Annotated in this window: 19 protein-coding genes; 10 read left to right on the forward strand and 9 right to left on the reverse strand. The window is 71.8% G+C overall.

Annotated elements, in window-relative coordinates; genetic code table 11:
* Positions 1-76: 76 nt before the first annotated feature.
* From AQI94_RS17385 to AQI94_RS17405, 5 genes are all read right to left on the reverse strand, one after another.
* On the reverse strand, positions 77-313 hold the full coding sequence (locus AQI94_RS17385; RefSeq protein WP_007380390.1) for a DUF6213 family protein: 237 nt from the start codon (positions 311-313) through the stop codon (positions 77-79).
* Between the two features lie 25 nt (positions 314-338).
* Entirely contained in the window at positions 339-1,724 is a 1,386-nt protein-coding gene (locus AQI94_RS17390) for an NADP-dependent succinic semialdehyde dehydrogenase (protein WP_031046269.1), read from the reverse strand.
* Positions 1,725-1,795: 71 nt separating this feature from the next.
* On the reverse strand, positions 1,796-2,254 hold the full coding sequence (locus AQI94_RS17395) for an NUDIX domain-containing protein (protein WP_031046267.1): 459 nt from the start codon (positions 2,252-2,254) through the stop codon (positions 1,796-1,798).
* Positions 2,251-3,789: an ATP-dependent DNA ligase gene (locus AQI94_RS17400; RefSeq protein WP_031046265.1), complete on the reverse strand. Its 1,539-nt coding sequence runs from the start codon at positions 3,787-3,789 to the stop codon at positions 2,251-2,253. The genes AQI94_RS17395 and AQI94_RS17400 overlap by 4 nt, the downstream gene beginning before the upstream one ends.
* 29 nt (positions 3,790-3,818) lie before the next feature.
* The gene (locus AQI94_RS17405) at positions 3,819-4,754 is read right to left on the reverse strand and encodes an NAD(P)/FAD-dependent oxidoreductase (RefSeq protein ID WP_031046263.1); all 936 of its coding nucleotides are present in this window, start codon (positions 4,752-4,754) and stop codon (positions 3,819-3,821) included.
* A 64-nt stretch (positions 4,755-4,818) separates the two neighbouring features.
* On the opposite strand from AQI94_RS17405, the gene AQI94_RS17410 reads away from it, so the two are divergent.
* The 3 genes from AQI94_RS17410 to AQI94_RS17420 all read left to right on the forward strand — a co-directional run bounded on the left by AQI94_RS17410 (position 4,819) and on the right by AQI94_RS17420 (position 8,043).
* Complete coding sequence (locus AQI94_RS17410) at positions 4,819-5,391, forward strand: helix-turn-helix domain-containing protein (protein WP_031046261.1); 573 nt, start codon at positions 4,819-4,821, stop codon at positions 5,389-5,391.
* A 103-nt stretch (positions 5,392-5,494) separates the two neighbouring features.
* A complete protein-coding gene (locus AQI94_RS17415; RefSeq protein ID WP_225890208.1) occupies positions 5,495-7,144 on the forward strand; it encodes a dolichyl-phosphate-mannose--protein mannosyltransferase in 1,650 nt (549 codons plus the stop codon).
* A 62-nt stretch (positions 7,145-7,206) separates the two neighbouring features.
* Positions 7,207-8,043 (forward strand): prephenate dehydratase, encoded by an 837-nt coding sequence (locus AQI94_RS17420; RefSeq protein ID WP_031044636.1) that lies wholly within the window; start codon positions 7,207-7,209, stop codon positions 8,041-8,043.
* Positions 8,044-8,087: 44 nt separating this feature from the next.
* On the opposite strand, the gene AQI94_RS17425 is transcribed toward AQI94_RS17420, so the two are convergent.
* Positions 8,088-8,561 (reverse strand): Dps family protein, encoded by a 474-nt coding sequence (locus AQI94_RS17425; RefSeq protein ID WP_031044633.1) that lies wholly within the window; start codon positions 8,559-8,561, stop codon positions 8,088-8,090.
* 234 nt (positions 8,562-8,795) lie between these two features.
* Between AQI94_RS17425 and AQI94_RS17430 the strand changes: the two genes are divergently transcribed.
* The 5 genes from AQI94_RS17430 to AQI94_RS17450 all read left to right on the forward strand — a co-directional run bounded on the left by AQI94_RS17430 (position 8,796) and on the right by AQI94_RS17450 (position 13,386).
* A complete protein-coding gene (locus AQI94_RS17430; RefSeq protein ID WP_031044630.1) occupies positions 8,796-9,764 on the forward strand; it encodes an NADPH:quinone oxidoreductase family protein in 969 nt (322 codons plus the stop codon).
* A complete protein-coding gene (locus tag AQI94_RS17435) occupies positions 9,761-10,942 on the forward strand; it encodes an acyl-CoA dehydrogenase family protein (protein WP_031044627.1) in 1,182 nt (393 codons plus the stop codon). Before AQI94_RS17430 ends, AQI94_RS17435 begins: the two co-directional genes overlap by 4 nt.
* Positions 10,939-12,021: an acyl-CoA dehydrogenase family protein gene (locus AQI94_RS17440; RefSeq protein ID WP_031044624.1), complete on the forward strand. Its 1,083-nt coding sequence runs from the start codon at positions 10,939-10,941 to the stop codon at positions 12,019-12,021. Before AQI94_RS17435 ends, AQI94_RS17440 begins: the two co-directional genes overlap by 4 nt.
* A 181-nt stretch (positions 12,022-12,202) precedes the next feature.
* Entirely contained in the window at positions 12,203-13,060 is an 858-nt protein-coding gene (locus tag AQI94_RS17445) for a phosphatidylinositol-specific phospholipase C/glycerophosphodiester phosphodiesterase family protein (protein ID WP_062229800.1), read from the forward strand.
* Between the two features lie 131 nt (positions 13,061-13,191).
* Positions 13,192-13,386 (forward strand): hypothetical protein, encoded by a 195-nt coding sequence (locus tag AQI94_RS17450; RefSeq protein ID WP_031044621.1) that lies wholly within the window; start codon positions 13,192-13,194, stop codon positions 13,384-13,386.
* Between the two features lie 41 nt (positions 13,387-13,427).
* Here the strand turns inward: AQI94_RS17450 and AQI94_RS17455 are convergent, their stop codons facing one another.
* From AQI94_RS17455 to AQI94_RS46400, 3 genes are all read right to left on the reverse strand, one after another.
* A complete protein-coding gene (locus AQI94_RS17455) occupies positions 13,428-14,666 on the reverse strand; it encodes a phosphodiester glycosidase family protein (protein WP_031044619.1) in 1,239 nt (412 codons plus the stop codon).
* Between the two features lie 73 nt (positions 14,667-14,739).
* On the reverse strand, positions 14,740-15,126 hold the full coding sequence (locus AQI94_RS17460; protein ID WP_107064248.1) for a DUF779 domain-containing protein: 387 nt from the start codon (positions 15,124-15,126) through the stop codon (positions 14,740-14,742).
* A gap of 48 nt (positions 15,127-15,174) precedes the next feature.
* Positions 15,175-16,344 (reverse strand): bifunctional class I SAM-dependent methyltransferase/NUDIX hydrolase, encoded by a 1,170-nt coding sequence (locus tag AQI94_RS46400; RefSeq protein ID WP_037942254.1) that lies wholly within the window; start codon positions 16,342-16,344, stop codon positions 15,175-15,177.
* A gap of 110 nt (positions 16,345-16,454) precedes the next feature.
* On the opposite strand from AQI94_RS46400, the gene AQI94_RS17470 reads away from it, so the two are divergent.
* Positions 16,455-18,158: a cellulase family glycosylhydrolase gene (locus tag AQI94_RS17470; RefSeq protein WP_404817918.1), complete on the forward strand. Its 1,704-nt coding sequence runs from the start codon at positions 16,455-16,457 to the stop codon at positions 18,156-18,158.
* 156 nt (positions 18,159-18,314) lie between these two features.
* Positions 18,315-20,366, forward strand: a complete 2,052-nt coding sequence (locus tag AQI94_RS17475; protein WP_031044606.1) for a galactose-binding domain-containing protein — start codon at positions 18,315-18,317, stop codon at positions 20,364-20,366.
* The last annotated feature ends 5 nt before the right edge of the window (positions 20,367-20,371 follow it).

The following is a 20,371-nucleotide window of genomic DNA, read 5'->3' on the forward strand; positions in this document are numbered from 1 at the left end:
CCGTCCACGATCACCCGAGGGGCGGACGACTTCGCGGCGGGTTGCTCCGAACGCGGGACGACGCGCTCCCCGCCTCCTACGGCGCTCCGCCGCTGCTGTGCGCGATGCACGCCACGTCGATCCGGTCGGCGAGCTTCGCGAGCTCGATCGTCAGTGCGGCGACCGTGTCCTCGTCCAGCCCGTCGGCGCCGGCCTCGACCAGGTGCAGCCACCGACCGCCGAGACTGCGGAGCAGCTTGCTCACATCGGCCGCAGCCACCTGCAGGGTCCCGCGGTCGTCGACGATCAGAGGCAGAGTCACTTCGCGGTTCACACCCGGGATGTTAGCCGCGCAACTGTCACGCTCCGTGCCAAACCGTCGTGATGTTGCAGAACTCCCTGATTCCGTGCCCGGACAGCTCACGCCCGTACCCGGACCGCTTCACCCCGCCGAACGGGAACGCCGGATGCGAGGCGGTCATCCCGTTGACGTACACCCCGCCGGCCTCCAGGTCCCGTACGAACCGGTCGACCTCGGCCTCGTCCCGCGTCCACACGTTGGAACTCAGCCCGAACGCCGAGTCGTTGGCGATCAGCACCGCCTCGTCGAGGTCGGCCGCCCGGTACAGCGTGGCCACCGGTCCGAAGGTCTCCTCGCGGTGGATGCGCATCTCGCGGTTCACATCGGCGACGACGGTCGGCGGGTAGTACCAGCCGGGCCCCTCGGGCCGCTGCCCGCCGCACAGCACGCTCGCCCCGCTGCGCCGGGCGTCGTCGACCAGTTCCTCCAGGTCGGTCCGGCCCTGCTCGCTCGCCAGGGGGCCGACCTCGGTGTCCTCCTCCAGCGGGTCGCCGACCTTGAGCGCCTTCATGCCCTCGACGAACCGCTCGGCGAACCGGTCGTAGACGTCCGTGTGCACGATGAACCGCTTGGCGGCGATGCAGGACTGCCCGTTGTTCTGCACGCGCGCGGTCACCGCGATCTCGGCGGCCCGGTCGACGTCCGCGGACGGCATCACGATGTACGGGTCGCTGCCGCCGAGCTCCAGCACGGTCTTCTTCACCATGTCCCCGGCGGTCGCGGCGACCGCCCGTCCGGCGGGCTCGCTGCCGGTGAGCGTGGCCGCCTTGACGCGGTCGTCGCGCAGGATCTCGTCGACCGCTCCGGACCCGACCAGCAGGGTCTGGAAGCAGCCCTGCGTGAACCCGGCCTGATGGAAGAGGTCCTCCAGGAACAGGGCGGTCTGCGGCACGTTCGACGCGTGCTTGAGCAGGCCGACGTTGCCCGCCATCAGCGCGGGCGCGGCGAAGCGGACCACCTGCCACAGCGGGAAGTTCCACGGCATCACCGCGAGCACGGGCCCCAGCGGCCGGTAGCGGACCAGGGCACGGGAGGCGCCGGAGTCCTTGACGTCGTACGCGGCGGGTTCCTCGTCGGCCAGGAGCGACTCGGCGTGCTCGGCGTACCAGCGCATCGCCTTGGCGCACTTGGCGGCCTCCGCGCGGGCCTGCTTGACCGGCTTGCCCATCTCGGTGGTCATGACCTTGGCGATGTCCTGCTGGGCGTCGTCGAGGAGTTCGGCGGCCCGGTTCAGGAGACGGGCGCGGTCCGCGAAGGACGACGTGCGGTAGGTGCGGAACGTGGCCTCGGCGAGCTGGAGCCTGCGTTCGATCTCCTCCGCGTCCATGGCCTCGTACGTCCTGAGCGTCTCGCCGTTCGCCGGGTTCACCGTCGCGATGGGCATGACCGACCTCCAAAAGGGCTGACTGTGCTTCGACCTTCCCGCGCGGCGGGGGCGACCGCAACGCGTGGACGTCAGGCCGAGTGCTCAGCCAGCCGGTCGAGAAACGCGGCCTGCGCCTTCACGATCACGGCCCGGCCCCGGTCGAGGCCGAACCACTCCACCCGGTCCAGCTCGGGGAACTCCTGCGTCCGCCCGGACTTCGGCGGCCACTCCATGGCGAACGTCCCCGGCACCACGGTCGCCGGATCCAGGTCGGCCTCGATCGCCCACGCCGTGACGACCTTGCCGTTCGTCTGCCGCACCTCACCGAGGGGTACGGCCTCCCCGTCCGGCGGCGGCAGTCCGAGCTCCTCCTGGAACTCCCGCCGGGCCGCGTCCCAGGCGGGCTCCCCGGGCTCGTACTCGCCCTTCGGGAGCGTCCACGCGCCGGCGTCACGCCGGGCGAAGAACGGGCCCCCCATATGGCCCAGCAACACCTCCAGGCCGTCCTCGGTGTGCCGGTACAACAACAGGCCCGCGCTTGTCCTCATGGCCTCACCTCGGGATGCGCGGCCAGCAGTGTCTCCACGGTGTCGGCCTCCTCGGGCCGCTTGTCCTCGCGGTAGCGGACCACGCGCGCGAAGCGGAGGGTGACGCCGGCCGGGTAGCGGGTCGACCTCTGGAGGCCGTCGTAGGCGATCTCGACGACGAGTTCGGGTCGTACGGTCACCACGTAGCCGCTGCTGTCCACCGCCAACTCCCGCAGCCGCTCGGTCTGCCAGGTGAGCATCGCGTCGGTCATGCCCTTGAAGGTCTTGCCGAGCATGGCGAAGCCGCCGTCGGCCGTGCGGGCGCCGAGGTGCAGGTTGGAGAGCTTGCCGGTGCGGCGGCCGTGGCCCCACTCGGCGGCCAGCACCACCAGGTCGAGGGTGTGCACGGGCTTGACCTTCAGCCAGGACGCACCGCGCCGGCCCGCGCTGTAGGGGGCGTCGAGGGACTTCACGACGACGCCCTCGTGGCCGCGCCCCAGGGTCTGGGCGAGGAACTCCTCGGCGGCCCCCAGATCCTGCGGCCCGGACACCAGGGTGCGCCGGACCCGCATCGGCTCGGGCACCAACCGGGCCAGCTCGGCGTGCCGTTCGGCGAAGGGCAGGTCCAGCAGGTCGCGGTCGTCGACGGACAGGGCGTCGAAGAAGACGGGGGAGACGGGCACCGCCTCGGCGGCCGTCCGCACGTCCACCCGGGAGCCGACCCGGCCCGCGGTCTCCTGGAAGGACCGCGGGCGCCCGTTCTCGCCGAAGGCGATCACCTCGCCGTCCAGGATGAACCGGTCCCCCCTCAACTCCCTTGCGGCGGCCGTCAGTTCGGGTAGCCGGTCGGTGATGTCGTCGAGGGTGCGGGTGTACAGCCGTACGGCATCGCCGTCCCGGTGGACCTGCACGCGGATGCCGTCCAGTTTCTCCTCGACCGCGCACCCGCCGAGCTTCTCCACCGCCTCGGCCACCGAGGAGGCGCTGTGCGCCAGCATCGGCAGGACCGGGCGGCCGACGGTGAGGCGGAAGCGGTCCAGGGCGGCCGGCCCGTCGGTGAGCAGCGCCTCGGCCACCGTCTGGAGGGAGCCCGCCAGCATCACGGCGCGGCGTACGTCGGCGGGAGGCGCCTGCGTGGCCTGGGCGAGTCCCTCCGTGGCGACCGCGTCCAGTGCCCCCTGCCGTACCTCTCCGCTGATCAGCCCGAACAGGAACCGCTGCTCGTCCTCGGTGGCCGCGCCCATCAACTCACCCACCAGCCGGACGCGTTCGGCCTGTGAGCCCGCGCCCGCGACCTTGCCCAGCTCGCTCAGCAGGGCGTCCACCGCGCGCACGGTCAGGGTCGGCTCCGCGGCCGGGGCGACCGGGCGGCTCAGCACCTTCCAGCCGACACCCAGCCGGCCCTGCGGGAGCCGGCCCGCCAGATACGGGATGACGACCGGGACGTCGTCCGCCTCGGCCTCCCGGAACAGCTCGGCGAGGAGCGCGATCTTCTTCGAGCGCGCCGAGGTCGCGGCGACGTCCTGGGACACCTGTGCCAGCCGGGCAAGCAACATGCTTCCAGGGTGTACCGGAGGCGGCCGGTCTACACCCCGGCAGCCGCGTCGAGGTCGCTCATCAGCAGCTCACCGTTGATCGTGGCGGCCGCCCGGTGCCCGGCGCTCGCGGCGTTGATCACCTGTTCGGCGAAACCGGCCGCGTTGCCCACGGCGTACACGCCGGGCACGGTGGTCTGCCCGTTCCCGTCGACCACGGGCCAGCTGCCGAAGGGCGTCTCCTGGAACCCGGCGCCGAGCCGTTCCAGCAGGCCGTTGTGCGGAACGGCCCGAGGGGCGGTGAAGACGACCTCGCGCGCGTGCGTCGTGCCGTCCGCCAGCCGTACGCCGGTGAGCCGGTCGTCCGTCACGACCAGCCCGGCGACCTCGCCGGGCACCACCCGGACGCCGGCCGCGGCCAGCCTGCGCAGGTCGTCGTCCGAGAGCCCGGACTCGGCGACCGTGTGCAGGAACAGGGTCACGTCCTTCGACCACTGGGAGACCATCAGCGCCTGGTGCACGCTGAGCGGGGTCGTGGCCAGCACGCCGAAGGCCTGGTCGCGGACCTCCCAGCCGTGGCAGTACGGGCAGTGCAGGACGTCCTTGCCGAAGCGCTCGGCGACGCCGGGCACGTCCGGGAGTTCGTCCCTGAGGCCGGTCGCGACGACCAGGCGGCGGGCCCTTGCCACGGGGCCGCCCGCCAGGGTCACGGCGAAGCCCGGGGCGACCTCGGTGACCCGGTCCCGCACCAGCTCGACGCCGTAGCGCTCGATCTCCTCGCGGCCGACCGCCAGGAACTCGGCGGGCGGCATGCCGTCCCGGGTGAGGAAGCCCTGCAGGTGCGCGGAGGGCGCGTTGCGTGGCTCGCCCGCGTCGACGACCAGGGTGCGGCGCCGGGCCCGGCCCAGGACCAGGGCGGCGGACAGGCCCGCCGCGCCGCCACCGACCACGATCACTTCGTATGTCCCGCCGTATGTCTCGGTCATGGCGCCACGGTCGCTCCGCGGACGCGGGATTGACAAACAACTTTGCTGATTCTGCAATACGGGTATGAGTACCGACGACGTTCTCGCCGAAGTGGGGCCGAGGCTCAGGCGGCTGCGCAAGGACCGGGAGGTGACCCTCGCGGCTCTCTCGGAGACCACCGGCATCTCCGTGAGCACGCTCTCCCGGCTGGAGTCCGGCCTGCGCAAGCCCAGCCTGGAGCTGCTGCTGCCCATCGCCCAGGCCCACCAGGTGCCGCTGGACGAACTCGTGGGCGCCCCGCCGGTCGGCGACCCCCGGGTGCGCTCCGCGCCGCTCGAACGGCACGGGCGCACCTTCTGGCCGCTCACCCGCCAGCCCGGCGGCCTCCAGGCCTTCAAGGTGCTGGTGCCGCGCCGCGAGGAGGAGCCGGAGCCGCGCACCCACGAGGGCTACGAGTGGCTGTACGTGCTGGCGGGGCGGCTGCGGGTGGTGCTGGGCGACCATGACGTGGTGATGTCGGCGGGCGAGGCGGCGGAGTTCGACACCCGGGTGCCGCACTGGTTCGGGTCGACGGGGGAGGGGCCGGCGGAGTTCCTCAGTCTGTTCGGGCCGCAGGGGGAGCGGATGCACGTACGGGCGCGGCCCCGGAGGGCATGAGGTCCGGGACAACGGGACGGCGTCCCGGGTAGGTTCACCGGGTGGACGAAATATCGCCCTGGGCGCACCCCGCGGTACGGCAGGCTCTTCGGTGAGCAGTGACGTGACCTGTTCCCCCGTCGTCGGGACCCCCACGCAGACAGCGCACCGGGACTGGCAGGCGCGCCTTCGCCGGTTCGGATACACGGCCCGCCCCGGGACGGACCCGCGCGAGCGTCTCGTGCCGCGTTTTCCGAAGGTGTCGGTGTGGGACTGGCTGGGGCCGGTGCTCGTCGCCGCCGTGGCCGGTGCGATCCGCTTCCGGCACCTCGGCCGACCGCGGGCCGTGATCTTCGACGAGACCTATTACGCCAAGGACGCCTGGTCCCTGCTGCGGCTCGGCTACGAGGGCAACTGGCCGGACCGCAAGATCGCCGACCCGCAGATCCTCGCCCACCCCCAGGTCGTCCCGCTCTCCGACACCGGGGCGTTCGTCGCCCACCCGCCGACGGGCAAGTGGGTGATCGCCCTCGGCGAGTGGATGTTCGGCCTCACCCCGTTCGGCTGGCGCTTCATGACGGCGGCCCTCGGCACCCTGTCGGTGCTCATGCTGTGCCGCATCGGACGCCGACTGTTCCGTTCGACCGTGCTGGGCTGCCTGGCCGGCGCGCTCCTCGCGATCGACGGCCTGCACGTGGTGATGAGCCGTACCGCCCTGCTGGACCTCGTGGTCATGTTCTTCGTCCTGGCGGCCTTCGGGTGCCTGCTGGTCGACCGGGACCGCGCCCGGGCCCGGCTCGCGGCTGCCCTGCCGGTCGGCGAGGACGGCCGCGCGCGCCCGGACCGGCACACCGCCGACCACGCCGGAACCGGGCTGCGTCCCTGGCGGCTCGCGGCGGGCGTCCTCCTCGGGCTGGCGGCCTCCACCAAGTGGAACGGCCTGTACGTCCTGGTCTTCTTCACCGTCCTGACCGTGCTGTGGGAGGTCGGCTCCCGCCGCGTGGCCGGCTCCTCCCGCCCCTGCCTGGCGGTACTGAACAAGGATCTCGGCTGGTCCCTCCTGTCCATGGTCCCGGTCGCCCTGCTGACCTATCTGGCGACCTGGACCGGCTGGTTCCGCTCCGACGACGGCTACGACCGCCACTGGGCCGACGGCCGCGGCGGCACCTGGTCATGGATCCCCGCCCCGCTGCGCAGCCTGTGGCACTACGAGCAGGCGGTGTACCGCTTCAACGTGGGGCTGCACACCCCGCACAAGTACGAGTCCAACCCCTGGAGCTGGCTGGTCCAGGGCCGCCCCGTGCTGTTCGACTACCAGTCACCCGAACCCGGCACGGACGGCTGCCGTACGGCGGTCCACTGCTCCCAGACGGTCCTCGCCCTCGGCACCCCGCTGCTGTGGTGGTCGGCCTGCGGCGCCCTGCTCTACCTGCTCTTCCGCTGGGCACTGCGCCGGGACTGGCGGGCCGGGGCCGTCCTGTGCGGCGTGGGGGCCGGCTACCTGCCCTGGTTCCTGTACCAGGACCGTACGGTCTTCTCCTTCTACGCGGTCGTCTTCGTGCCGTTCCTCTGCCTGGCCGTGGCGATGACGGTGGGCGCGATCCTGGGACCACCGGGCGCGGACCGCCGGCGGCGCACCCGGGGCGCGGTGGCCGCGGGCGCCCTCGTCCTGCTCATCGCCTGGAACTTCATCTACTTCTTCCCGCTCTACACCGACGAGACGATCCCGTACGCCGACTGGCACTCCAGGATGTGGCTGGACACCTGGATCTGAGGGCGGGGGCCGCCTGATACGTTACGGAGCTTCTGCCGCCCGACGACAAGAGACCGAACCCAGTGACCACCGTCGCTTACCAAGGTGAACCCGGATCCAACTCGGCGACCGCCGCGCACACCCTCTACCCCGGGTGCGCCGAGCAGCCCTGCACGGGCTTCGAGCAGGCGCTGGACGCGGTGACGCTCGGCACCGCCGACGTCGCCGTGATCCCGGTGGACAACTCCGCGGCCGGACGGGTGGCGGACGTGCACCACCTGCTGCCCGGGTCGGGGCTGTTCATCATCGCCGAGCACTTCCTCGCCATCCGCTTCGACCTGATGGGCGTGCCCGGGGCGACAGCGGACCAGGTGGAGTGCGTACGCAGCCATGTGCACGCCCTGGGGCAGTGCCGCAAGGTGCTGCGGGAGGGCGGCTGGCGCACCCTCGTCACCGACGACACGGCCGGAGCGGCGCGCGAGGTGGCCGAGCTCGCGGACCCTCGGCACGCGGCGCTCGCCCCGCCCGCCGCGGCCGGGCTGTACGGCCTCGACGTGCTGCGCTCGGGTGTCGAGGACGACCCCGACAACACGACCCGGTTCGTCGTCCTGTCCCGGGACGCCGTCGTCGCCCCGGGCACCGGGGAGCCGACGATGACCAGCCTGTTCTTCTCCGTGCGCAACATCCCGAGCGCCCTGTTCAAGGCGCTCGGCGGGTTCGCCACCAGCGGGGTGAACCTCACGAAGATCGAGAGCTACCAGGTCGGCGCGGGACTCGACGCCAGCCGCTTCTACGTCGAGGTCGAGGGTCACCCCGACGAGCCGCATGTCGCCCTCGCCCTGCACGAACTGCGGTTCTTCTCCACCGAGGTACGCATCCTGGGTGTGTACCCCGCCCACCCGCACCGCCGGAAGAGCTGAACGCCGTCGCGCGGCCGGGGCGGGCTCCAGGCCCTCCGGCGGGCTCAGCTGCGGTGCTCGGCCTGGAACATCCAGCTCTGCTTCTCCAGATCGGCGGTGAGGCCGATCAGCAGGTCCTGGGTCACGGCGTCCGCCGGGCCGGTCCGCTCGATGCGTTCCCGTACCCGTTCGACGACCGCGGAGAAGGCCCGCACCAGGGCGCCGACGGCGTCCACGTCCTTCGTCCAACCGGGTGAGAACTCCGGGACCCCGCTGGTGGCGGCGACGGTGGCGGCCCGGCCGTCCGGGCTGACCCCGAGCGCCGCGGCGCGTTCGGCCACCGTGTCGGCGTAGGCGCGGGCGGTGGTGACCACCTCGTCGAGCTGGAGGTGGATGGAACGGAAGCGCGGCCCGTACAGGTTCCAGTGCGCCTGCTTGGCGACCAGGGAGAGGTCGAGCAGGTCGACCAGGGTGTCCTGGAGGGCGCTGCCCGCGATCTCTCGTTCCTTCTCCGGCAGCGGGCTCTTGATGACCGTCATGTGCGCGGGTCCTTTCCGGGGATCGTCGGGGGCGCCCTGTGGGCAGGGGATGCCCGGCTCGTCCCTGTCACCCTGTTCAGGCCGCACCAGGTCGTGCAACCGCTGCGCGGCCCCCTCGGTGTGCCTGGTGACACTTTCCCCGCGGACTGTTCCCTGATCGGCAAGCGACCGCTTAGTATGCGGAGGACCCCGGTCAGACCCCGGCATGACGACGCAGTCCCGTGGAGGCCCCCCATGCAGGCTTGGCAAGTGCACGAGAACGGCGAGCCGAGCGAGGTGATGCGCCTCGCCGACGTGGCGCGGCCCGTGCCTGGCGACGGCCAGGTCCTGCTGAAGGTGCGTGCCGCGAACATCAACTTCCCCGACGTGCTGATGTGCCGCGGCCACTACCAGGTCCGCCCGCCGCTGCCCTTCACGCCCGGCGTGGAGATCTGCGGCGAGACCGAGGACGGGCGGCGCGTGATCGCCAACCCGGCGCTGCCGTACGGCGGTTTCGCCGAGTACGCCGTCGCGGACGCCGCCGCTGTGCTGACCGCGCCGGACTCGCTGGACGATGCCGAGGCGGCCGCGCTGCACATCGGCTACCAGACGGGCTGGTTCGGTCTGCACCGGCGGGCCCGCCTGGAGGCCGGCGAGACACTGCTCGTCCACGCTGCCGCCGGAGGGGTCGGCAGCGCGGCCGTGCAGCTCGGCAAGGCCGCCGGCGCCACCGTCATCGGTGTCGTCGGCGGTGCCGAGAAGGCCGCGGTGGCCCGGGAGCTGGGCTGTGACGTGGTGGTCGACCGGCGGAGCGAGGACGTCGTCGCCGCCGTGAAGGAGGCCACCGGGGGCCGGGGCGCGGACGTGATCTACGACCCCGTGGGTGGCGAGGCCTACACGCAGTCGACCAAGGTCGTCGCCTTCGAGGGGCGGATCGTGGTCGTCGGCTTCGCCGGCGGGACCATCCCGAGCCCCGGCCTCAACCACGCCCTGGTGAAGAACTACGCGATCCTCGGCCTGCACTGGGGGCTGTACAACACCAAGAACCCGAAGCTGGTCCAGCACTGCCACGAGCAGCTCACCGAACTGGCCGCCCGGGGCGCGATCAAGCCGCTGATCAGCGAGCGGGTGCCGCTCGCCGGAGCCGCGGACGCCGTGCAGCGCCTCGGCGACGGGGTGACCACGGGCCGGATCGCCGTCGTACCCACAGGAGCAAAGGCATGACCGACGCAGCCGAACTCCAGCGCCGCACCGCACAGTTGCTGGCCGCGCATCCGCCCGCGAACACGGACCGGATCGACTTCCTCAAGGCCCGCTTCGACGCCGGGCTCGCCTGGGTGCACTACCCGGAGGGTCTCGGCGGACTGAACGCGCCCCGCTCCCTCCAGGTGGTCGTGGACGCCGAGCTGGAGGCCGTGGGCGCCCCCGACAACGACCCGCGACGCAACGGCATCGGCCTCGGCATGGCCGCCCCGACGATCCTCAAGTACGGCACCGAGGAGCAGAAGCAGCGCTATCTGCGGCCCCTGTGGGTGGGGGAGGAGGTCTGGTGCCAGCTGTTCAGCGAGCCCGGCGCCGGATCCGACCTCGCCGCGCTCGGTACGCGTGCGGTGCGGGAGGGCGACGAGTGGGTGGTCAACGGGCAGAAGGTGTGGACCTCCGGTGCCCACAACTCCCGCTGGGCCATCCTCATCGCCCGCACCGACCCGGACGTGCCCAAGCACGCGGGCATCACCTACTTCATCTGCGACATGACCGACCCCGGCGTCGACGTCCGCCCGCTGCGGCAGATCACCGGCGAGGCCGAGTTCAACGAGGTCTTCCTCACCGACGTCCGCATCCCCGACGACCGCCGCCTCGGCGAGGTCGGCGACGGCTGGCGGGTCGCGCAGACCACGCTGAACAACGAGCGCGTCGCCATCGGCGGCATGCGGCTGCCCCGTGAGGGCGGCATGATCGGCCCGGTCTCCCGGACCTGGCGCGAGCGCCCCGAACTGCGCACCCAGGACCTGCACCAGCGCCTGCTGAAGCTCTGGGTGGACGCCGAGGTCGCCCGCCTCACCGCCGAGCGGCTGCGCCAGCAGCTCGTCGCAGGACAGCCGGGGCCCGAGGGCGCCGGCATGAAGCTCGCCTTCGCCCGCCTCAACCAGGAGATCAGCGGCCTGGAGGTCGAACTGCGCGGCGAGGAGGGCCTGTTGTACGACGACTGGACCCTGCGCCGCCCGGAGCTGGTGGACTTCACCGGCCGCGACGCCGGCTACCGCTATCTGCGCTCCAAGGGCAACAGCATCGAGGGCGGGACCAGCGAGGTCCTGCTGAACATCGTCGCCGAGCGCGTCCTGGGCCTGCCGGCCGAGCCGCGCACCGACAAGGACGTCGCCTGGAAGGACCTGGCCCGATGAGCGCACAGCCCGACCTGCTGTACTCGGAGGAGGAAGAGGCGCTGCGGGCCGCGGTACGGGACCTGCTCGCCGACCACTGCGACGCGCCGGGCGTGATCGCCCGCACCGAGTCGGACACCCCGCACGACCTCGCGGCCTGGAAGGCCCTCGCCGACGGCATGGGCCTCGCCGGACTCCTGGTCCCCGAGGACAAGGGCGGCCAGGGCGCCTCGCACCGCGAAGTCGCCGTCGTCCTGGAGGAGTTGGGCCGGGCGGTCGCTCCGGTGCCCTACCTCACCAGCGCGGTCGTCGCCACCGAGGCGCTGCTCGCCTGCGACGCGGACGACCTGCTCGCCGAGCTCGCCTCCGGACGGAGGATCGGTGCCCTCGCCGTCGCGCTGAATGTCGCGCCGGGCGGCGCCTACAAGGTCGTACGCCACGAAGACGGTGCCCTGCACGGGGAGTTGACGGCGATCGCGGACGCCCAGGCGGCCGACGTGCTGCTCGTGCCCGCGGACGACGGCGGGCTGTACGCGGTGGACGCCTCCGCCGTGACGCTCACCCCGCAGATCCCCTTCGACCTGACCCGCCCGCTCGCGACCGTCACCCTCGACGGGGCGCCGGGCCGCCTGCTGGGCGACGCCGAACTCGCCGTGCACCGCGCCCTGCGGGCCGGGGCCGGACTGCTCGCCTCCGAGCAACTCGGGCTCGCCGAATGGACGTTGACCGAAACCGTGCGCTACCTCAAGGAGCGCAAGCAGTTCAACCGGCCCGTCGGCGGCTTCCAGGCGCTCAAGCACCGGCTCGCCCAGCTGTGGCTGGAGGTCGTCAACCTCCGCGCCACCGCCCGCAACGCCGCCGACGCGCTCGCGACGGGCGAGGACGCCGACGTGGCGGTCGCCGTCGCACAGGCCTACGCGGCGTCCGTCGCCGTGCACGCCGCCGAGGAGGCGCTCCAGCTGCACGCCGGCATCGGCATGACGTGGGAGCACCCGATCCATCTGTATCTCAAGCGCGCCAAGGCCGACTCGATCGCCTACGGCACGGCGGGCGCCCACCGTGCCCGGTTGGCCGAACTCGTCGACCTCCAGGCGCCCTGAGCGTCACCCGGTGCACCCCGGTGAAGCCCGCCCCACCAGGGGCGGGCTTTTCCGTGCGCCTGCGCGGAAGGGGTGAACGGGCGGCGGCAGTCCGGCCAACTCCTGGCACGTACAGGTCCATTGGGGGCTCAAGGGCCCCATACTCCCTGTGGTTCCGACCCGCCCCACAGGGAGGCAGAACATGGCGCTCATCACCCGTCGCAGAGCCGTCACCACCCTCGGCGCCGCGGTCGCGGCGACGCTGGCCCCGCCCGTCGGCAGCGCGTGGGCCGACAGCCGCAAGCACCACCCCCGTCCGCTGTGGCGCGCCCACGCCCACAACGACTACGAGCATCCGCGCCCCCTCCTCGACGCCCTGGACCACCGTTTCGGCAGTGTCGAGGCGGACATCTTCCTCGTCGGGGACCAGCTCCTGATCGGCCACACCGTGGACGACCTCGACCCGACGCGCACCCTGGAGTCCCTCTACCTCGACCCGCTGGCCAGGATCGTCAAGGCCAACCACGGCTCCGTGTACCGGGGTCGTCGCCACCCGCTCCAGCTGCTCGTCGACATCAAGACCGAGGGATCCTCGACCTACCTCGAACTCGATCGCCATCTGCGCCGCTACCGGCACCTGTTCACGACCTACGTGCACGGCAAGGTCGTCCCCGGCGCGGTGACCGCCGTGATCTCCGGCGACCGCGCCGCCCGCATCCCGATGGAGGCCCAGACCGTTCGCCGGGCCTTCTACGACGGCCGGCTCGCCGACCTCGGCACCGCGGCGCCCGCCTCACTCATCCCGCTGATCAGCGACAACTGGACGCTCAACTTCAGCTGGCTCGGCGAGGGCGGTTTCCCGGGCGCCGAGCGGCAGAAGCTGCGGAACATCGTCGGGCAGGCTCACGCGCGCGGGCAGCAGGTGCGGTTCTGGGCCACTCCTGACCTGGCCGGGCCCGCCCGGGACGCGCTGTGGGCCGAGCTCCTCGCCGCCGGCGTCGACTACCTCAACACCGACGACCTGGCAGGCCTGGAGGCCTTCCTGGACGCCCGCGGGTAGGCGCCTTCGCGCCGGCCCGGACACCACTCGTTCGGAGGACGCTTCAGCCGCCCGGACGAACCCTCCGCTACGCCACACTTGCGGCCGAACGCCGTGAAACGGACCCGGCGGCGTGGCGGAGGAGGCTGTCCATGGCGATTTCCATCTCGGTACTGGTGCTGCTGCTGATCCTGGCGGTGGTCTTCGTGCGCGGCGGCGGACTCAAGGTTTCCCACGCGGTGGTGTGCACCCTGCTCGGCTTCTGTCTCGCCGGCACGAGCTTCGCGCCCACCCTTCACAGCGGCCTCGCCGCGACGGCCGGGATCGTCAGCAGCCTGCATCCCTGACCTCAGCACCAGACGTCAGCGCCGGACCTCAGCGCCGGACCTCATCCCGTGGCGAAGACCCCGATGCCGTTCGGTACGGGCCGTTCCGCGCCGCCCGAGGGGTGGTTGAGGGCGGTGACGGTGGTGCCGCCCGGCTTGCGCGCGGCCATGGTCGTGGAGCCGCCGCCGTCCAGGCTGAAGGCGTCGACCGAGCCCAAGGTCCGCATGGTGTCGGCGACTTCGGAGATCGTCAGTCCACTGCGATAGCCGGCCGCCCCGTCCAGCGCGAGGAGATACAGCCGCCGGCCCTTGTCCGCGATGCCCACGGCCGTGCGCACCGCCGACGTGGTGTCGTCGAGGCCGGGCAGCGGGTGGCCGCCGTCCAGCACCGGATAGCCGCCGAGCGCGAAGCGGTACGCGATGCCCGCCGCGGCCGCGACCAGGCGGTGCTGCACGGTCACCGCCGAACCCACCGAGAGCTTCCGCAGGTGCTGCGCGCCCGCCTCCCGGCCCACGAGCACGGTGGTGCCCTCGGCGATCGGCCCGCTGCCCGGGGAGTCGGCCGCGGCGACGACCTGTCCGCCCCGGACCGTCACCTCGTAGGTGTCGGTGCTGCAGGGCGCGGCCCGGTCCGTGTCCGTCCCGCAGGTCGCCCGCACCCGGGACGCGCTGCCCCAGTCCGAGGTGAACGCCCCGACCGAACCGACGGGCAGCGCGTACTGGTTCAGCCCGCCGAGCGGCAGTTGTCCCTCGGGCGTCCGCACCGACCCGTCGAGCGCCAGATCGTCGAGACGGGCCCGACGGTCGGTGCCCACGCCGAACACGTCCTTCGTGCTGGTGCCGGGCGGCAGCGCGGGCCCGAAGCGCTGCCCGTTCGGCACCGCCGCCTTGAGCGCACGGCCCTGCGCGATCGCCGGGCCCACGCTCGCTCCGGTGGCCTCGACGCCGGGGTGCTGGGTCTCGGAGATGTTGAAGAAGTCGCCGTTCACCCCCGCGAGGGCACCCTGCGCGGTGGCCAGCCCGGACACCGTGGCCCGCGCGGCCACCGCCCCCGGATACAGCAGTTCCACCCGTACCCGCGGCTCGTTCAGGTCCACGCGGAGCACATGGGCGTGCGCCGGCCCCGCGGCCGCGGAGATGTCGAACTGCTCGTACTGCACGCCCGTCGCGAGCCGTGTCCACCCCGGCGCGGCGCCGGCCGGTGCCGCGCCCACCAGGGCCGCACCGGCCAGCGTGCCGAGTGCCGCGAGAAACGTGAGGACCGATCTGCCTGCGCCGGAACGTCTTTGACGGTGCGTCACAGCTCTCCCCTGAGGTCGTGTCAACTGTCCCAGAACTCAGGGGAAGTGCACCAGACGACGGCGAGCCGAAGGGTTACTCGGCACCGACCACACGCGAACGGATGAGGAAACGCACCCCCTCGGGTGCCTCCAGGGAGAATCCGCTGCCCCGGCCCGCGACGACATCGACGATCAGGCGGGTGTGGGCCCACACCTCGTACTGGCTCCTCGACATCCAGAAGGTCACCGGCTCCCCGACCCCCGGCACGTCCAGCTCGGCGAGCAGCACGTCCGAGCCGCCGGTGCGGAACTCACCCTCCGGGAAGCACATGGGCGCGCTGCCGTCGCAGCAGCCGCCGGACTGGTGGAACATCAGCGGCCCGTGCGCCTCGCGCAACCGGCGCAGCAGCTCGGCGGCCGCGGTCGTGAGCTCGACGCGCGGCACCTCGTCGTACACGGCAGGTGCGGAATCCTCGTCCATGGTCGCCGAGTGCAGCACGGGGAAGGTTGCGAGGGGGTTGCACGGCTGCTATCCGGCGAACGGCGTGAAGTGGGCCGCGGTGTGGTCGATCGGCAGGTCCGGACGCCAGGCGGTCAGACCCTGGGCGCTGCACACGAACAGGTTCTCCGGGAGCCGGTCCAGGGCGAACCAGCGCCAGTCGCCGACGCGTTCGTCCGGCTGGTCGCCGGGCTCGCCCCGCCACGCGCCGACCTGTGCGGCCACGGTCATCCGCACCACGCCGTCGACATCGTCGAGCAGCGTGCCCAGCAGCCGGACATCGGCCGGTCGGGCCTCGATCCCGGTCTCCTCGCGGAGTTCGCGCACGACCGTCTCCTCCAGCGACTCCCCGGGCTCCACCGTGCCGCCGGGCAGTTCCCAGGTGCCGCGCCGGTGCCGCCCGAGCAGCAGCCCCCGCGGGCCGTACAGGATGGCGCCCACGCCGATCGCCGCGTGCGGCACCGGACCCCGGTTCGTTCGCGGGCGGGAGGAGACCCGGACCGGCCGGGTCGCCCGGAAGATCCGGTACGAGGCGTGGTTGCCGTCCTCCGGCGCGTCGAGGACGTCGACGCCCTCCACGCGCAGGCCGTGCTCGCCGAGCAGGTCCGTCCAGAGCTCCTCGGTCAGCACCCACATCCGCACGGTCGCCTCCCCGCCCCCGGCGAGCCGCAGGAGTTCGGGCCGGGACTCGACGACGTGGGAGGGGCCGTCGCCGCGCGAGGTCGTGTGCAGCACGGTGAAGCACAGCGTCCCGCCGGGCCGGAGCGCGGTGGTCAGGGCGGGCAGCAGTCGGCGGGGATCGATGTAGGGCACGGCGTTGACGGAGTAGACGACGTCGTACGGTTCCACCGTGCCGAGGTGCTCCACGGCGTCGGCCCTGATCAGGCGCAGGCCGGACAGGGAGCCGTAGCGGACGCGGGCGCGTTCGTACTGGGTGGGGGAGGAGTCGACGGCGTCCACCGAGGCGCCGTGCGCCCGGACGAGGTGCGCCGCGTGCCGGCCCGGCCCGCAGCCGAGGTCCAGCACCCGCCGCCCGGCGAGCTCGCCGAGGATCTCGGCACCCGGGCCGGTGCCCGCCGGGCCCCAGTCGAACCGCTCCAGTTCCGGCAGCACGGTGCCGCGCCGCAGGTGGTGGTCGCCGTAGACGTGCCAGGCCTCGGCGTTGACGGAGCCGGGGTCGACGGGGCGCGTGGTCAACATGCCTCCCAGGTGCGGTGGTCGAGGCTCGGAACTCTATGCGCGGCCGTGGTCCTTTGCCGTCGCGCATCTTGACGTGTACTTGACGCATTGGCTTCCATGGGAGCGCTCCCATGATTCTCTCCCATGATTTCCCCCCGACTGCCCCACCCATCTCTGGAGCCGCAGTGAGCAGAACGAGAAAGAGCCCCTTACGCACCTTCCTGGCCCGGCTGGCGGCCCTCGTCGGACTGGTGGTCCTCGGCGCCCTGTGTCCCGGCACGGCCCAGGCGGCCCAGCAGCCGGCCGCCCAGGCCGCCGGTCTGCACATCAGCAACGGCCGCCTGGTCGAGAGCAACGGCAACGACTTCGTGATGCGGGGCGTCAACCACGCCCACACCTGGTACCCGAACGAACTCGGCTCGTTGGCCGACATCAAGGCGCAGGGTGCCAACACCGTCCGGGTGGTCCTCGCCGACGGCCACCGCTGGACCGCCAACACCGCCGCGGACGTCACCAATGTCGTCGCGCAGTGCAAGGCCAACCGGCTCATCTGCGTCCTGGAGGTCCACGACACCACCGGCTACGGCGAGGACAGCGCCGCCGGCACCCTCGACCAGGCCGCCGACTACTGGATCGGCCTGAAGGACGTCCTGGCCGGCCAGGAGAACTACATCATCATCAACATCGGCAACGAGCCCTGGGGCAACACCGACCCGGCCGGCTGGACCGCCCCGACCATCGCCGCGATCAAGAAGCTGCGGAACGCCGGCTTCGAGCACACGATCATGGTGGACGCGCCCAACTGGGGCCAGGACTGGCAGCAGGTGATGCGCACCAACGCCCAGTCCGTGTACGCCGCCGACACCACCGGCAACCTGGTCTTCTCGATCCACATGTACAGCGTCTTCGACACCGCGGCCGAGATCACCGACTACCTGAACGCCTTCGTGAGCGCCAAACTGCCCCTCGTGATCGGGGAGTTCGGCGGTCCGGCCGACCAGTGGGGCGATCCGGACGAGGACACCATGATGGCCGCCGCCGAACAGCTCCACATCGGCTATCTGGCCTGGTCCTGGAGCGGCAACACCGATCCGATCCTCGACCTCGTGCTCGACTTCGATCCCGCGCGGATGACGTCATGGGGTCAGCGCATCTTCAACGGCGCCAACGGCATCGCCCAGACCGCCAAGGAAGCGACCGTCTTCGGCGGCGGCTCCAGTGACACCCAGGCCCCTACCGCTCCCGGCACCCCCACCGCCTCCGCCGTGACGGCGACCTCGGCCCGTCTGACCTGGACCGCATCCACTGACAACGTTGGCGTGGCCGGGTACGACGTCGTCCGTGTCAGTGGTGGCACCGAGACCAAGGTCGCGGCCGCGACGACGAACTCGGTGACGGTGACCGGCCTGACCGCCGGCACGGCCTACTCCTTCGCCGTCTATGCCCGGGACGCCGCCGGCAACCGGTCCGCCCGCTCGGCGACGGTCGGCGTCACCACCGCGAACACGCCCGCCGGGAGCTGCTCCGTCGGCTACCGCGTGGTCGGTGACTGGCAGGGCGGCTTCCAGGGCGAGATCGTCATCCGCAACACCGGCACGGCCGCGGTCACCGGCTGGAAGCTCGGTTTCACCTTCGCCGACGGGCAGAGCGTCACCAACATGTGGGGCGGGACCGCCGCCCAGAGCGCCGGCGCGGTGACCGTCACCCCGGCCTCCTACACCAACACCATCGCCGCAGGGGGTTCGGTCACCCTCGGGTTCATCGGCAGCAAGGGTTCCACGAACACCGCGCCCGCCGCTTTCACTCTCAACGGAGCGGCCTGCGTGAACGGTTGATGTCCCCCAGGTATCAGGTCAACTGTCCCGGACTCTTGACTCGGAGCGCGATCGGTCGCGATCCTCGACCCATCTATTGCGCCGGTCATGACAACTCCAAGGGCAGTCAAAACGCCCTCGGTCGACGGCGCCCCCGCCGACCGAGGGACGTGGGCCATGGCTGGACGCTCCTGCCGCAGCCGCAAGAACATCACCGTCGTCTCCGTGCTCTTCCTGGTGCTGGCCGCCATCCTCGGCCCCACGCCGAGCTCGGCGGCCACCGACTGGTGGACACCGACGGCCCGGCCCGCGCCCGACGCCCAGATCAACGTGACCGGAGCCCCCTTCACGGGGACCAACTCCGCCGGTGAGGTGCGGGGGTTCGTCGACGCCCACAACCACCTCTTCTCCAACGAGGCGTTCGGCGGGCGGCTGATCTGCGGCAAGGTGTACTCCGAGGCCGGAGTCGCCGACGCGCTCAAGGACTGCCCCGAGCACTACCCCGACGGCAGCCTCGCGCTGTTCGACTACATCACCCACGGCGGTGACGGCAAGCACGATCCGACGGGCTGGCCCACCTTCAAGGACTGGCCGGCGTACGACTCGATGACCCATCAGGCGAACTACTACGCCTGGGTGGAGCGGGCCTGGCGCGGCGGCCAGCGGGTGCTCGTCAACGACCTCGTCACCAACGGCATGATCTGCTCGGTCTACCCCTTCAAGGACCGCAGCTGTGACGAGATGACCTCGATCCGCCTGCAGGCCAGGATGACGTACGACCTCCAGGCCTTCGTGGACAAGATGTACGGCGGCACCGGCAAGGGCTGGTTCCGGATCGTCACCGACAGCGCGCAGGCCCGGCAGGTCATCGAAGAGGGCAAGCTGGCGGTCGTCCTCGGCGTCGAGACCTCCGAACCGTTCGGCTGCAAGCAGATCCTCGACATCGGGCAGTGCAGCAAGGCGGACATCGACAAGGGGCTCGACGAGCTGTACGGCCTGGGCGTGCGCTCGATGTTCCTGTGTCACAAGTTCGACAACGCCCTGTGCGGTGTCCGCTTCGACGAGGGCGGCCTCGGCACCGCCATCAACGTGGGCCAGTTCCTGTCCACCGGCACCTTCTGGAAGACCGAGACCTGCAAGGGCCCGCAGCACGACAACCCCATCGGTACGGCCGCCTCGGAGGCGGAGGCCGACCTGCCGGCCGGCACCGAGGTCCCGGAGTACGACAAGGCCGCCCAGTGCAACGTCCGCGGGCTCACCGACCTCGGTGAGTACGCCGTGCGCGGCATGATGAAACGCAAGATGATGCTCGAGGTCGACCACATGAGCGTCAAGGCCACCGGCCAGGTCCTCGACATCTTCGAGGCCGCGAACTACCCGGGCGTGCTCTCCTCGCACAGCTGGATGGACCTGAACTGGACCGAGCGGGTCTACTCTCTCGGCGGTTTCGTCGCCCAGTACATGCACGGCTCCGAAGGGTTCGCCGCGGAGGCGAAGCGCACCGACGCGCTGCGCGACAAGTACGGCGTCGGCTACGGCTTCGGCACCGACTTCAACGGCATCGGCGACCACCCCGCACCACGCGGCGCGGACGCCGCGAACAAGGTGACGTACCCCTTCAAGAGCGTCGACGGCGGCTCGGTCGTCGACAAGCAGACGTCCGGGCAGCGCACCTTCGACTTCAACACGGACGGGGCCGCCCATGTCGGCATGATCCCGGACTGGATCGAGGACATCCGGCTCGTCGGCGGACAGGGCGTGGTCGACGACCTGTTCCGTGGCGCCGAGTCCTACCTGGACACGTGGGGCACCACCGAGCGGCACCAGGCGTCCGTGAACCTCGCGAGCGGGAGGACGGCGACGGCCAGTTCGTCGGAGTCCAACCCGTTCACCAGCTATCAGCCGGGGCGGGCGGTCGACGGTGACGACTCCTCCCGCTGGGCGAGCGACTGGAGCGACGACCAGTGGTGGCAGGTCGACCTGGGCGCCACCAACCTGGTCTCCAAGGTCACGCTCCGCTGGGAGCGGGCGTACGGGAAGGCGTACCGGATCGAGCTGTCGACGGACGGGACCAACTGGCAGAGCGTCTGGTCCACGACCACCGGCGACGGCGGCCTGGACACCGCCAGGTTCACCGGCACACCGGCCCGTTACGTCCGGGTGCACGGTCTGGACCGCGGCACCGACTGGGGATACTCGCTGTACGAGGTGGGAGTCCACAGCGGCTGATCCGT

The organism is Streptomyces pseudovenezuelae (assembly GCF_001513955.1).
In the GTDB taxonomy this organism is placed as follows: Bacteria; Actinomycetota; Actinomycetes; order Streptomycetales; family Streptomycetaceae; genus Streptomyces; species Streptomyces pseudovenezuelae.

Bases quoted from the DNA above. Each gene is read 5' to 3' on its own strand.
- AQI94_RS17400 (WP_031046265.1), bottom strand. From the start codon at position 3,789: ATGTTGCTTGCCCGGCTGGCACAGGTGTCCCAGGACGTCGCCGCGACC.
- AQI94_RS17440 (WP_031044624.1), top strand. From the start codon at position 10,939: ATGAGCGCACAGCCCGACCTGCTGTACTCGGAGGAGGAAGAGGCGCTG.
- AQI94_RS17395 (WP_031046267.1), bottom strand. From the start codon at position 2,254: ATGAGGACAAGCGCGGGCCTGTTGTTGTACCGGCACACCGAGGACGGC.
- AQI94_RS17430 (WP_031044630.1), top strand. From the start codon at position 8,796: ATGCAGGCTTGGCAAGTGCACGAGAACGGCGAGCCGAGCGAGGTGATG.
- AQI94_RS17425 (WP_031044633.1), bottom strand. From the start codon at position 8,561: ATGACGGTCATCAAGAGCCCGCTGCCGGAGAAGGAACGAGAGATCGCG.
- AQI94_RS17445 (WP_062229800.1), top strand. From the start codon at position 12,203: ATGGCGCTCATCACCCGTCGCAGAGCCGTCACCACCCTCGGCGCCGCG.
- AQI94_RS17475 (WP_031044606.1), top strand. From the start codon at position 18,315: ATGGCTGGACGCTCCTGCCGCAGCCGCAAGAACATCACCGTCGTCTCC.
- AQI94_RS17410 (WP_031046261.1), top strand. From the start codon at position 4,819: ATGAGTACCGACGACGTTCTCGCCGAAGTGGGGCCGAGGCTCAGGCGG.
- AQI94_RS17405 (WP_031046263.1), bottom strand. From the start codon at position 4,754: ATGACCGAGACATACGGCGGGACATACGAAGTGATCGTGGTCGGTGGC.
- AQI94_RS17450 (WP_031044621.1), top strand. From the start codon at position 13,192: ATGGCGATTTCCATCTCGGTACTGGTGCTGCTGCTGATCCTGGCGGTG.
- AQI94_RS17390 (WP_031046269.1), bottom strand. From the start codon at position 1,724: ATGCCCATCGCGACGGTGAACCCGGCGAACGGCGAGACGCTCAGGACG.
- AQI94_RS46400 (WP_037942254.1), bottom strand. From the start codon at position 16,344: ATGTTGACCACGCGCCCCGTCGACCCCGGCTCCGTCAACGCCGAGGCC.
- AQI94_RS17435 (WP_031044627.1), top strand. From the start codon at position 9,761: ATGACCGACGCAGCCGAACTCCAGCGCCGCACCGCACAGTTGCTGGCC.
- AQI94_RS17470 (WP_404817918.1), top strand. From the start codon at position 16,455: ATGATTCTCTCCCATGATTTCCCCCCGACTGCCCCACCCATCTCTGGA.
- AQI94_RS17460 (WP_107064248.1), bottom strand. From the start codon at position 15,126: ATGGACGAGGATTCCGCACCTGCCGTGTACGACGAGGTGCCGCGCGTC.